Below are 13,101 nucleotides of genomic sequence, written 5' to 3'. Positions count from 1 at the left end.
CTCAATGAGAGCAATAAAAATTTTGACCTGATGATAAAATAGGCGAAAACTAAAATAGTTTGTATCAATCAATTATATAATTTAACAGATTGTGCGGTGAGCACCTATAAGACAAAACGGAAAAAAATCTTACTATTTGGGGCAATACGGAGGGTGAAATAGGCAATAGCGGGTATAAAAATAATGAGTAAATATATCAATAGAAAATATTGCGACGACTTATAATATGCGAAGACAATAATTCAAGAAAAGAGCGCCCTTTGCATCAACAAAACGGGGAACTTATCATATTATTGAAGAGAAATAAGTTCTTCTCGGCTTAGTCCGGTGCTTTCCATAATTAACTCAAGACTAATACCGTTTTTTAAAAGCGTTCTTGCTGTCGCTAGGTTTGCCTCATGCTTTCCTTTTTTAATGCCTTTTTCAATGCCTTTTTCAAGGCCCTCTTCCAATCCTTTCTGGTGCCCTTTTGCCCAGCCCACTTTGGCACCTTTCTCTTGCAAACGTTGTGCGATACTCATAATAACCTCTTGATGCTTTTCAGTTTTTTCACTCAATTGTTGGACTATTTTCTCAACGTTTAAGAGCAATAATTCAAGAAAAGAGCGCCTTACGCATCAACAAAACGGGGAACTTATCATATTATTGAAGAGAAATAAGTTCTTCTCGGCTTAGCCCAGTACTTTCCATAATTAACTCAAGACTAATACCGTTTTTTAAAAGCGTTCTTGCTGTCGCTAGGTTTGCCTCATGCATTCCTTTTTTAATGCCTTTTTCAATGCCTTTTTTAATGCCTTTTTCAATGCCTTTTTCAATGCCTTTTTCAATACCTTTTTCAAGGCCCTCTTCCAATCCTTTCTGGTGCCCTTTTGCCCAGCCCACTTTGGCACCTTTCTCTTGCAAACGTTGTGCGATACTCATAATAACCTCTTGATGCTTTTCAGTTTTTTCACTCAATTGTTGGACTATTTTCTCAACATTTGCTGCATCCATCGTAAAAAATAAATAATTGAGAATAGTAATAACATCGCTATCAGTATTATAGTGATTATTGAGCGCCTGAGCCAATAAGGAGATCACGTGTTCACTTTCATCTCGTAAATGTTTATGTTTCATGGCTAATTCCATGATGGCAACCTTACGGTAATTAACAAGTTCATTATCATCAATGACTGTGACATCAACCAAGGGAAAAGAGCGGGTATATAAATCCTTCGCCACATCCGCTAATGGAAAACAATCTGTCCATCGTTGTGAATATGGATAAGGCGAGCAATCTCCGTGGTAGAATAAAACAGGCACCACGAGCGGTAAGTGTTTATGACCTTGTTGTAAATGTTGATTCATGGCTAAAAATGCATAATGCATTAACCGCCAAGCCATCAATTTATCAGGTGACGATTGATGCTCAACAAGTAAATAAATATACCCATCACCCTCTGCGGTTTGGACCGAATATAATACGTCAGATAACCGTGAACGCAGCTGTTTATCGATGAAAGAAGAATTGGTTAACGCGAGTGTTTCAAAATCACAGAGCGCATGGATGTGAGCAGGTAAATGAAAATGGAAAAAATCTTTAGCATTCTCTATTTGCGCCATAAAACCTTTAAATGCCGCATCATGAGCTGAGTGTCGTTGTACTTTTTTCATTATTGAGCCTTATCTAAAATAAACCTATAAAAATCATCGTAGATATTTATTTTTAGGTGCAATGGATTATTGCCTTAGAAAGGGCATCACATTTGAAATGACTGCTACACTCGTCCTATTTCAAGCGATAACGTGACTCACCACAAACAAACTCATCATAAAGTATTTACACCGTTAGCATAGCTCAAAGTATCATCCCGTGATCTAGCCATATTGATGTCATTTAACTATTTCTAATTAAGCAGAAACAGTGTGCCCCTACTGCTTGTCATTGCACGATAACCGTATCACTTAAGCGCTGAAAGGGTCATTAGCGACTCAGCTACTTCGCCGTGAAAGTTACTCTGAAAAACAGAAGAATTCGAACATGTGCTCAAAATATCGCCCTGCTATTTGGGCTAGAGGAAATAGTGATTAGATAAGAAAGAACAACGGCGGGCCAAAAGCACAGTGAGCCATTATCTAGCCCACTGCGGAAACTTACTTGGTATTTTTAATCGGGATAGTATCGCGTAGCCAACTACCTAACTTACGCTGGTAGAAAGGTTGAACATGTTCAGTGATAAAATGGCTAATCCCTTTTTCAGCTTCGTTAACTAAACAAAAATCAATAGACTCATTATCATTTAAATACTCACAAGCTAAAGTCCCCGCTTGATGAATAATCTCATCGATATTTTCAGTTCCGGGTACAAACTCCAATGCCACCATAAGTATGGCTTCGTCAGTATCATCATCAGCTTGGGCAGAAACTAAAAAGGCACGACGGACTACTTTGTGTTGCTTAAAGCATTCGATTAAAGCTTCCGTCAATGCTTCTGGTTCTGTTTCAAGCACACTGAGTTTTAATGAGGCCCCTTCAGGGATAATTAACTCAGTAAATTCAATATCATTATCGGCGCTTAAAGGTTTATTCGATTCATATTGCTGCGACATGCTCATGCCCTATGTAAAAATAATTGTAACTATAATAAAAAAACAGGCACGAAAAGTCGCCCCTTTCGTGCCTGTTAAGAAAACGAATAACCTTTTAGCCTGCTTTTTTCATCAGCAAGTTCGCAATTGTTCTCACTCCAATTCCCGTGGCACCTTCAGCCCACAGACTAACCGGAGATTTGCGATAAGTGGCTGAACAATCGATATGTAGCCAATTTTGGCGGTAGTTTTCAACAAAATGAGATAAAAATGCCGCTGCGGTACTCGCCCCCGCTGTATTAGATGGTGCTGCGATATTATTCAAATCAGCAAAGCTTGATGGCAGCTGCTGACGGTGGAATTCGGCTAATGGCAGACGCCAGAACAACTCATGTTCTGCATCGGAAGAATCCATTAAGTCAGCCACTAATTTATCGTCAAAGCTGAGTACGGAATGATAGTCGTTACCCACCGCTGTTTTTGCTGCGCCGGTTAACGTGGCGGCATCAATAATTAAAGAGGGTTTTTCTTTACATGCATCAATCAAACCATCAGCTAAAACCAGACGGCCTTCGGCATCTGTATTCATCACTTCCACTGACTTACTATTACGGTAACGAATGATATCACCTAATTTAAACGCGTTACTACTGACCATGTTATCCGCCAAACAGAGGAATAACTTGACGCGTTTTTTCAAACCACGATTAATCGCCAGTGCCAATGAACCAACCAATGTTGCAGCACCGCCCATATCTGCCTTCATTGAATTCATTGATGCAGAAGGTTTAATACTGTAACCACCTGAATCAAAGGTAATGCCTTTACCAACAAGACAAGCAAAAACAGGTGCATTCGCATTACCAGTTGGGTTGTAATCCAGTGCTAATAAGGCCGGAGAGCGGTTTGAGCCACGACCGACAGTATGGATACCTGCATAACCTTGCTCAAGTAGGTCTTCGCCTTTAATAATGCGATAGCTGATTTCTTCAGCTCCGATATGGCATAGTAAATCAATAGCACGTTGCGCTAATTGCTCAGGACCTAGCTCTTCAGCCGGCGCGTTAATCACATCACGCACCCAATCAATCGTACGGATACGACTTTCTAACTCTTGGCGTTCAGCTTCTGGCAAAATTGGCCATTCAATTGTTCTCGCCCCTTTTGGTGCACGGAAACCTTGCCAAAATGCCCAACTTTTTTCCAGATCCCAACCTTCACCTGTCAAAGAAACATTACGAATACCTTGGCTATCCAATTTACGTCCTGCGCTTTGTACTGCACAAAGCTTGCCTGGATGTTTTAAATGAATAGTGATTCCTTTATCACCAGAACTGATCAGTGCACCTTCACCCCAACAAGGAGCTGCGGCTTCAAATGAAATCATTACTGGCATAATCTGTTTTGTCATTGTTTCTCCCACTTTATCTGTTTTTTTACAGGCAGCTTTTATCTATTTCTATAGCTGATAAAAGTAACTTAACTTATTAGAGGCTAAATAGGTATCAAGATAGTGCTCATAAATAAAAACCGGACTGTTCGCCCGGTTCATCGATTCAATTTGGCCATTATTCAAACTCATCTAGCCAAACTAACAAAATGGCTTCTAATATTTTTTCATTAGATTTTTGTGGGTCATCATCAAAATCTTCTAATTCACAAATCCATTGGTGCATATCTGTGAAACGTACTGTTTTTGGATCCAAATCCGGATACGCATCATACAATGCTTCGCCGATTTCTCGGCTATTAGACCATTTAAGGCTCATCTTCGTTTCCCCACACAGTTGATTGTATCAGTATCAATGTTCACGAGCGTGATTAATTGTATATTTTGGGATCTCAACAACCAAATCTTCGTCAGCAACGAGCGCTTGACAGCTTAAGCGACTTTCTGGCTCTAATCCCCACGCTTTGTCAAGCATGTCATCTTCTAATTCACTGCTTTCTTCTAGGGAATCAAATCCTTCACGAACAATACAATGACATGTAGTACAAGCACATGATTTCTCGCATGCATGCTCAAGTTCAATACCTGAACGCAATGCAACATTTAAAATCGACTCGCCCTGTTGTGCATCAACAACCGCACCTTCCGGACATAACTCTGTATGAGGTAAAAAAACTATTTTAGGCATAATTATATCTCATCCACAGATTGGCCTGATAACGCTTGACGAATAGAAGCATCCATTCGACGCGCAGCAAACTCCTGTGATTGCTTATCCAGTTGTTTAATGGCATTCTCAATAACGGTAGGGTCTGTACCTTCTACCGCTTCAATTAAAATATTGACTGCATTATCAATCGCTGACTCTTCTTCTGGAGTCAATAGATTGGCATCTTGTGCTAATGCACTTGTCAAACTTTCAAGGACTCTTGCAGCTTCAACTTTTTGCTCCGCTAAGCGGCGCGCACTAAGATCATCTTGCGCGTTAGTCATTGAATCTTTAATCATGCTTGAAATTTCAGTATCCGTGAGACCATATGATGGTTTGACTTGAATCGAAGCTGCAACGCCTGTCGATTTTTCCATGGCACTCACGCTTAATAAACCATCCGCGTCAACTTGGAAGGTGACACGAATATGTGCGCCCCCCGCTGGCATCGGAGGAATATCACGTAATGTAAAGCGGGCTAATGAACGACAATCAGCAACCATCTCACGCTCACCTTGAACGACATGAACCGACATCGCCGTTTGCCCGTCTTTAAACGTGGTAAATTCTTGAGCTCGTGCTACAGGTATCGTGGTATTACGGGGAATAATTTTTTCTACCAATCCGCCCATTGTTTCAAGGCCTAAAGATAGAGGGATCACATCCAATAATAGCATGTCGCTATCCGGTTTGTTTCCGACCAAAATATCCGCTTGAATAGCCGCTCCTATTGCAACCACTTTATCTGGATCAATCGAGGTAAGGGGCTGTTTGCCAAAGAACTCGCCCACTTTATTTCTGACGAGAGGCACACGCGTCGAACCACCAACCATCACCACATTAAGTACATCTTCTGGCTCTACTTGTGCATCTTTCAAGGCACGACGACACGCCATCAGTGTACGTTTTACGTGGTTTTGGATCAGTTGCTCAAAGACATCACGTTGAATTTCACCTTGCCATTGTGGCAAGTTAATTGATGCTGTATTTGCCTCACTGAGGGCAATTTTAACGTCTGTAGCGACATTTAATAACTGACGAGTTAAATGGTGGTTACCTTGAGTGACTAAGCCTGCTTGCTCTGCAATCCACTGTGCTAGCACATGGTCAAAATCATCACCACCCAAGGCTGTGTCGCCACCTGTCGCTAACACTTCAAAAACACCACGACTCAGGCGTAAGATAGAAACGTCAAATGTTCCTCCGCCTAAATCATAAACGGCAATAACCCCTTCTTGTCCTGAATCAAGACCATAAGCAATAGCGGCAGCCGTAGGCTCATTTAACAAACGCAGGACATGCAATCCTGCAAGACGGGCTGCATCCTTTGTACCTTGGCGCTGGGCATCATCAAAGTAAGCAGGAACAGTGATCACCACACCGTCCATTTCCCCCCCCAACGTTGCTTCTGCCCTCTTCGCTAGCGTTTTTAAAATGTCAGCAGAGACTTGAATCGGATCAACTTGCCCCGCAGCGGTTTGAATAAACGGTAAACCATTTTCACTTGCCGTAAAATTATAAGGTAGCTCAGGATAACGCTGTTGAATATCGGCCAATGAACGCCCCACCATCCGTTTGACGGAGATGATGGTATTTACAGGGTCGCGTTCAGCTAATTGTTTCGCTGCCCAGCCGACCTGTTTATTATCAGCCTGATAATTAACAACAGAAGGTAATAAATAGCGTCCTTCGTGATCAGGCAAAGCCGCCGCCTCACCGCTACGCACAGTCGCTATCAAAGAGTGAGTTGTGCCGAGATCAATACCCGCTGCTAACTTACGTTGGTGAGGTGCAGCCGTCATACCCGGTTCGCTGATTTGCAGTAAAGCCATAATCGTTTCTCTTAAAAATCATCCAGTAAACGTTCTTCGAGCTGTTCTGCCTGTTGTTGCAGTTTATCGAGAAAACGTAATTTTCGTACTGTGTCAGCCGCCTGTTCCCACTGCTCACGATCAAGTTGTTCAACCATCACAAGAGAGCGCGTTTTTTGCATCTGTTTTACTTTAGCCATAAACTCAGTGAGTAAATCGTTCGCCTCACTGTGGCGCTCGATATTGTCTAGTTCTTCGCGTAGCTCAAGTTGTTCCATTAAAAATGCAGTATCATGCATAGTATGTTGTTCGTTATTAATATCAATACCTTGTAATAACAACAGATATTCTGCACGTTTTAGTGGATGACGAAGGGCTTGGTAAGCCGCATTTATGGTTGCAGCCTGCTGAAGCGCTTGCATTTTTTCCTGTTCAGTACAGGTTGCAAAGCGATCTGGATGATATTGACGCTGTAGCGATTGAAAACATTGAGCTAGTTGTTCATTGTCTATCGCATAGCTGGGTGTTAACCCAAAAAGAGTAAAATAATCCATAAGTGCTTAGTTTCTCGAACTAGAATACCAATGTCGTTTAACAGCACCTACCTATCGTGTAGCTCACGAAAAGCGCATTGGTTAAGAATATTGTCTATAGAAAGACGTTATACGTGAAAGCTTTCCCCACAGCCGCATTCACTGCTGACATTAGGGTTATTAAATTTAAAGCCTTCGTTTAAACCTTCTTTGACAAAATCCAGCTCAGTGCCATCTAAATAGACGATACTTTTGCCATCAACGATCACTTTGACACCCTTATCTTCGAACACAGTGTCTTCTTCATTGATAATATCTGCAAATTCGAGAATATAAGCCATTCCTGAACAACCGGATGTTCTCACACCAAGGCGTAAACCTTCGCCTTTACCACGGCTTGCAAGAAAAGCTTGAATACGTTGCGCAGCACTTTCTGTTAGAGAAATAGACATTGCGAACCTCACTATAGAAACAAACAAGGCAGATACCCACTTAATCGCAGCATCCGCCTTCAAAATCATCATTATTATACCGACCAATGGTTCTGTCGCACAGATTTTATTTATCTATGTTTCTACAACCTAGAGGCCGGAATTTAAGCATTATTTGCCTTGGCGTTTGCTTTTATAATCCGCAATGGCTGCTTTAATTGCATCTTCCGCTAGAATTGAGCAGTGAATTTTCACTGGTGGCAATTCTAACTCTTCCGCGATAGCGGTATTTTTAATCGCTTCTGCTTCGTCTAGGCTTTTGCCCTTCATCCACTCAGTCACGAGTGAGCTTGAAGCGATGGCTGAACCACAACCGTAGGTTTTGAAACGTGCATCTTCAATGATGCCATCATCATTGACTTTAATTTGCAGTTTCATCACGTCACCACAAGCAGGCGCACCAACCATACCGCTACCCACACTTGGATCGCTATTATCAAATGAACCCACATTACGTGGATTTTCATAATGATCGATTACTTTTTCGCTATATGCCATTTTTAAGCTCCTGAAACTGTCTGATTAATGGTGAGACCATTCGATGCTGTTAAGATCTACGCCGTCTTTGAACATTTCCCATAAAGGAGACAGTTCACGTAAGTGGCCAATTGCGCCATGAATCTGTTTGATTGCATAGTCAATTTCTTCTTCTGTTGTAAAGCGCCCTAAAGAAAAACGAATTGAACTATGTGCAAGTTCATCATTCATTCCCAGTGCACGTAAAACATAAGAAGGTTCAAGGCTTGCAGAGGTACATGCAGAACCTGAAGATACAGCCAAATCTTTGAGAGACATCATCAGCGATTCACCTTCAACATAGTTGAAGCTGACATTCAGAATATGTGGCGCGCCGTTCTCTAAGTCACCATTAAGGTGCACTTCTTCAATATCTTTAATCCCATTCCACAAGCGTAAACGTAATTCACGTAACCGTGCAGATTCCTCGGCCATTTCTTCTTTCGCGATGCGATAAGCTTCACCCATACCGACGATTTGGTGAACAGGCAATGTACCTGAACGCATACCGCGCTCATGACCACCACCATGCTGTTGAGCTTCAAGGCGAACACGTGGTTTACGACGTACATAAAGAGCACCGATCCCCATAGGGCCGTACAGTTTATGTGCAGAGAATGACATCAAATCAACTTTCAGAGCTGATAAGTCGATAGGCAGTTTTCCGACACTTTGAGTTGCATCGACATGGAAAATAATGTTGCGACTACGGCACATTTCACCAATAGCCGCGATATCTTGTACAACACCGATTTCATTATTCACATGCATAATAGAAACAAGAATGGTGTCGTCACGTAAAGCAGCTTCTAGCTCTTTCAGATCAATCAAACCATTTTTTTGCGGAGCGAGGTATGTCACCTCAAAACCTTCGCGTTCTAATTGGCGGCAAGTATCTAAAACGGCTTTATGCTCCGTTTTACAAGTAACAATGTGCTTGCCTTTCTTTTGATAGAAATTAGCAGCACCTTTGATCGCCAAATTATCAGATTCTGTTGCGCCAGAAGTAAAGACAATTTCGCGTGGATCGGCATTCACCAATTCAGCGATTTGATTACGTGCAATATCAACGGCCTCTTCTGCTTGCCAACCGAAACGGTGGGAACGCGAAGCGGGGTTACCAAAAATGCCGTCCATTGTTAGACATTGCATCATTTTTTCAGCAACACGGGGATCTACCGGTGTTGTTGCTGAATAATCAAGATAAATCGGTAATTTCATTGCTCACTTACTCCAAAAGACAACGTTGTCTTCATTTTCCAATGATACTTGCGGTGCTTAATGGTTGAAACGCCACCACGTTATGTATCTAACTGCAATTTATTAAAATATTGTATAATTAAGCACGGACATTAATAATTGTTTCAGGTGAAAGTCCACCTAATGTTGCACGACGTTTTTCATTATCTTGTCTATCGGCAACATCCATCACTTCCTGATTCTTAACCAGCTCATCAAGGCTAATGCTACTAAGGAAGCTCGTAATTCTGTCACTTAAATCGCGCCATAGCGCATGAGTCAGGCAACGATCACCATTTTGGCAACCTTCTTTGTTACCTTGGCAACGCGTCGCATCAACAGATTCATCAACCGCAGCAATGACTTGAGCAACAAAAATTTGATCGGCATCTCGGCCAAGTAGGTAACCACCACCTGGACCACGAACACTCGACACGAGCTCGTTTTTACGTAAGCGAGCGAAAAGCTGTTCAAGATAAGAGAGGGAAATTCCCTGACGCTCAGAAATATCAGCTAGGGGCACAGGCCCTGTCTGAGAGTGTAATGCGACATCTAGCATCGCCGTTACTGCATAACGTCCTTTGGAAGTGAGTCTCATAACATATACTCCGTGGTAAAATATAGGCCAATTGTGACATTCCCGACTAATTTAGTCAACTATTTACCTGACTAATTTACTCAAGTATTCTGCACGGAGTAACCACTCATTTTTTAGCCCATTTTTCCATCGACGTCAGGATACCGCGTAAAATATGTAGCTCTTGGGTTTCAATATGAGCACGGGTAAATAACCGTCTTAATTTATTCATAATTAATCCCGGATGTGCCTTACGAATGAACCCAGACTCATTCAATACGCTTTCAAGATGCACATAAAAACGTTCTATATCTTGTGCAGGGGGATATTCTACCTCAGACGAATCTGAGTTAACCGCATTTTTTTCATCTAAGGCTAAATATGCCATTCTAATTTCATAACTGACTAACTGCACTGCCATCGCCAGATTGAGCGAACCGTATTCGGGGTTGGTTGGAATATAGAGATGGTACTGACATTTCTGCAATTCTTCATTGGTCAACCCGATACGCTCACGACCAAAAATAATGGCAACAGGCACCGTTTTCGCTTGCTCAACTGATTTTTCTCCACATTCACGTGGCGCAACCATCGGCCAAGAGAGTGTCCGTGAGCGTGCACTAGTGCCAATCACTAACTGACACCCTTCTAATGCTTCATCTAACGAATTGACAATTGTTGCCTGGCCAATGACATCACTGGCCCCCGCAGAGAGCGCAATGGCATGTGAATCAGGTTGTACTTGAGGATTAACAAGATAAAGATTGGATAACCCCATCGTTTTCATAGCGCGGGCTGTAGAGCCCATATTGCCTGTGTGTGAGGTCTCAACAAGAATAATGCGGATATTGTCTAACATGATTTAGTCGTTTTTCAAAAAATAATCGCAAGAGTTTAACACAAAATTGCTTATTGTGACGAACATCTATATAATCCGCCCACTCAATGTTTTTCGTTCTTTAACATTCCAGTGGAAAAAGCCCATGCATCCGATGCTTAATATCGCCATACGTGCAGCACGTAAGGCCGGTAATCATATAGCTAAAAGCTATGAAACGCCTGACAATGTCCAGATTTCACAAAAAGGTTCCAATGACTTCGTTACCAATGTCGATCGTGAAGCTGAACATTTCATTATCGAGATCATCCGTAAATCATACCCAGAGCACACCATCATTACTGAAGAGAGTGGTGAATTACTCGGTAAAGAAGATGATATTCAATGGGTAATTGATCCACTGGATGGTACGACAAACTTCACCAAACGCTTCCCACATTTTTCTGTATCTATCGCTGTTCGTGTTAAAGGCCGTACTGAAGTTGCAGTGGTTTACGATCCAATGCGTAATGAGTTATTTAGCGCTGTTCGTGGCCAAGGTGCACAATTAAACGGTTATCGTCTGCGTGGTGCTGATGCTCGCGAATTAGATGGGGCAATCGTTGCTACTGGCTTCCCTTTCAAACAAAAACAACATTCCGTTGTGTTCATGAATATCATGAGCAAAATGTTTGATAGCTGTGCTGACTTCCGCCGTACAGGTTCAGCAGCCTTAGACTTATGCTATGTCGCCGCTGGCCGTGTTGATGCCTACTATGAAATTGGTTTGAAACCTTGGGATTTCTTGGGTGGTGAGCTAATTATGCGTGAAGCAGGCGGCATCATGACTGACTTCGTAGGTAACCATAACTATTTAGCTTCAGGTAACATTGTTGCGGGTAGCCCACGCATCGTGAAAGATATTTTGTCTGTTATGCGTGAAGAGCTGTCAGAAGCATTAAAACGTTGATCGCGTTGTCGTATCATGATGAAAAAGACGTTGAGCATCGCTCAACGTCTTTCATTTATGACAAAGTCTAAAGTCATACTCACTATTTTCTTGCCTTTCCTCTCATCATCCCCAAATCGCACTCGTGTTGATTAGTCGACGGTATAATGGCCCTAGCATCCTGAGCAGTGAGTTCATGCACAGATACTTCTCATCACAGTATATTCTGTTATCAATATGGCTCGAATATACCTAAGTGTATGATTCTATGAGTGTGCAGCGATTTTTGGTCGTATAAACAAAGCTGGAATTGCCAAAAGAGCCATTAAATAAAAGACAATGCCATGCTGATCGGGAACCCGTTCATAAATAGCCCCCACCATGACAGTGATAATCGCTAACCCTCCCCCCGTGGCTAATGCCGAATAAACACCTTGTAATGGAATAATTTCATTCTCTTTGCGCGCACTAATAAAACGCATTGCCGCCAAATGACATACCGTGAAAGTACCGCTGTGCAATATTTGAACGATAATGAGAATAGGTAATGAAGTGAAAGCCCCCATGAGTCCCCAACGGATAATTCCACTCACAGCAGAGAGTAAAAGTAAGTTACGCGAGCTCCAGCGGCGAAATAACTTCTTGCTCAACATAAAAACAATCACTTCAGCTACAACGCCAAGCGCCCATAATCGACCTATCACAACATCTGAGTAGCCAGCCTCTTTCCAAAATAACGAAGCATAACCATAGTATGCTGCGTGAGCACCTTGCAGTAAGGTGACGCAAATTAAAAACTTAACGACATTTTTATCGGCAATAAGTTGCTTAAAAGACACCTTATCTTCATTTGCAACCATCGGGGCGCCTTTAGGCATGATGGCGGGTTTTAACATCGTCGTGAGTAATAACGCTAAGCAGCTAATAATTAAGGCCGCCATAATTGATTTATGACCTAATATATCAGCAAAATAGCCCATAACTATCGAGCCAATAATAAAAGCAATGGAGCCCCAAAGCCTAATTTGTCCATAATCGAATGGAAATTGTTTTTGCCATGTTCCCGCTAATGAGTCACCGAGTGGCACCAATGGTGCAAAAAATAAATTAAATCCAACCATGACAAAAAATAGCCATGCCCAATGGGAGCCAAACGCAAAAGCGACAGAGAATAACAACGATAATGCCGCCAATATTCTTAATGCATTAATGAGGCTTGATGGATCCTTTACCATCGGTGTAATGAACATTGCACCAAGGAAACGTGCAGCGAGTCCAACCCCCAACAGTATCCCGCTCATTTCAGCATCAATTCCCTCCCCCTGTAACCATATAGGCCAGAATGGTAGAAAAATACTGTAAGCGAAAAAATAGGTAAAATAATCAATCGCCAGCCAGCGAGTTGATGGGATTACCATTATTCCTCCTTTTTTCAATGCAA

General features: G+C 42.0%; 15 protein-coding genes. 1 reads left to right on the top strand and 14 read right to left on the bottom strand.

Going from position 1 to position 13,101, the window contains the following annotated elements:
* Nucleotides 1-290 precede the first annotated feature (290 nt).
* From M1F03_RS07505 to trmJ, 13 genes are all read right to left on the bottom strand, one after another.
* Nucleotides 291-521: a hypothetical protein gene (locus tag M1F03_RS07505; protein WP_251463927.1), complete on the bottom strand. Its 231-nt coding sequence runs from the start codon at nucleotides 519-521 to the stop codon at nucleotides 291-293.
* A 121-nt stretch (nucleotides 522-642) separates the two neighbouring features.
* Nucleotides 643-1,653, bottom strand: coding sequence for an Rpn family recombination-promoting nuclease/putative transposase (locus tag M1F03_RS07500; protein ID WP_318840113.1), 1,011 nt, complete (start codon nucleotides 1,651-1,653; stop codon nucleotides 643-645).
* A 480-nt stretch (nucleotides 1,654-2,133) separates the two neighbouring features.
* A complete protein-coding gene (locus tag M1F03_RS07495; RefSeq protein ID WP_154625155.1) occupies nucleotides 2,134-2,589 on the bottom strand; it encodes an enhanced serine sensitivity protein SseB C-terminal domain-containing protein in 456 nt (151 codons plus the stop codon).
* Nucleotides 2,590-2,683: 94 nt separating this feature from the next.
* Entirely contained in the window at nucleotides 2,684-3,979 is a 1,296-nt protein-coding gene (pepB, locus tag M1F03_RS07490) for an aminopeptidase PepB (RefSeq protein ID WP_251463924.1), read from the bottom strand.
* Between the two features lie 157 nt (nucleotides 3,980-4,136).
* On the bottom strand, nucleotides 4,137-4,337 hold the full coding sequence (iscX, locus tag M1F03_RS07485; RefSeq protein ID WP_154625157.1) for a Fe-S cluster assembly protein IscX: 201 nt from the start codon (nucleotides 4,335-4,337) through the stop codon (nucleotides 4,137-4,139).
* Nucleotides 4,338-4,370: 33 nt separating this feature from the next.
* The gene (gene fdx / locus M1F03_RS07480; RefSeq protein WP_154625158.1) at nucleotides 4,371-4,706 is read right to left on the bottom strand and encodes an ISC system 2Fe-2S type ferredoxin; all 336 of its coding nucleotides are present in this window, start codon (nucleotides 4,704-4,706) and stop codon (nucleotides 4,371-4,373) included.
* 2 nt (nucleotides 4,707-4,708) lie between these two features.
* Complete coding sequence (hscA, locus tag M1F03_RS07475) at nucleotides 4,709-6,559, bottom strand: Fe-S protein assembly chaperone HscA (RefSeq protein WP_251463922.1); 1,851 nt, start codon at nucleotides 6,557-6,559, stop codon at nucleotides 4,709-4,711.
* An 11-nt stretch (nucleotides 6,560-6,570) separates the two neighbouring features.
* Nucleotides 6,571-7,092 (bottom strand): co-chaperone HscB, encoded by a 522-nt coding sequence (hscB, locus tag M1F03_RS07470; protein ID WP_154625160.1) that lies wholly within the window; start codon nucleotides 7,090-7,092, stop codon nucleotides 6,571-6,573.
* A 107-nt stretch (nucleotides 7,093-7,199) separates the two neighbouring features.
* Nucleotides 7,200-7,523, bottom strand: coding sequence for an iron-sulfur cluster assembly protein IscA (gene iscA / locus M1F03_RS07465; protein ID WP_004921385.1), 324 nt, complete (start codon nucleotides 7,521-7,523; stop codon nucleotides 7,200-7,202).
* 150 nt (nucleotides 7,524-7,673) lie between these two features.
* On the bottom strand, nucleotides 7,674-8,060 hold the full coding sequence (iscU, locus tag M1F03_RS07460) for a Fe-S cluster assembly scaffold IscU (protein WP_154625161.1): 387 nt from the start codon (nucleotides 8,058-8,060) through the stop codon (nucleotides 7,674-7,676).
* A gap of 24 nt (nucleotides 8,061-8,084) precedes the next feature.
* Nucleotides 8,085-9,299 (bottom strand): IscS subfamily cysteine desulfurase, encoded by a 1,215-nt coding sequence (locus M1F03_RS07455; RefSeq protein ID WP_154625162.1) that lies wholly within the window; start codon nucleotides 9,297-9,299, stop codon nucleotides 8,085-8,087.
* 118 nt (nucleotides 9,300-9,417) lie between these two features.
* On the bottom strand, nucleotides 9,418-9,915 hold the full coding sequence (gene iscR, locus M1F03_RS07450; RefSeq protein WP_154625163.1) for a Fe-S cluster assembly transcriptional regulator IscR: 498 nt from the start codon (nucleotides 9,913-9,915) through the stop codon (nucleotides 9,418-9,420).
* A 106-nt stretch (nucleotides 9,916-10,021) separates the two neighbouring features.
* On the bottom strand, nucleotides 10,022-10,753 hold the full coding sequence (gene trmJ, locus M1F03_RS07445) for a tRNA (cytosine(32)/uridine(32)-2'-O)-methyltransferase TrmJ (protein ID WP_251463920.1): 732 nt from the start codon (nucleotides 10,751-10,753) through the stop codon (nucleotides 10,022-10,024).
* Nucleotides 10,754-10,877: 124 nt separating this feature from the next.
* On the opposite strand from trmJ, the gene suhB reads away from it, so the two are divergent.
* A complete protein-coding gene (gene suhB, locus M1F03_RS07440; RefSeq protein ID WP_154625165.1) occupies nucleotides 10,878-11,681 on the top strand; it encodes an inositol-1-monophosphatase in 804 nt (267 codons plus the stop codon).
* A gap of 245 nt (nucleotides 11,682-11,926) precedes the next feature.
* Here the strand turns inward: suhB and M1F03_RS07435 are convergent, their stop codons facing one another.
* Entirely contained in the window at nucleotides 11,927-13,078 is a 1,152-nt protein-coding gene (locus M1F03_RS07435) for a 3-phenylpropionate MFS transporter (protein ID WP_251463918.1), read from the bottom strand.
* Nucleotides 13,079-13,101 lie beyond the last annotated feature (23 nt).

The sequence above is a fragment of the Providencia sp. PROV080 genome, from assembly GCF_033688105.1.
GTDB classification, from domain to species: domain Bacteria; phylum Pseudomonadota; class Gammaproteobacteria; order Enterobacterales; family Enterobacteriaceae; genus Providencia; species Providencia zhejiangensis.
This window is presented reverse-complemented; position numbering and strand designations above follow the sequence as displayed.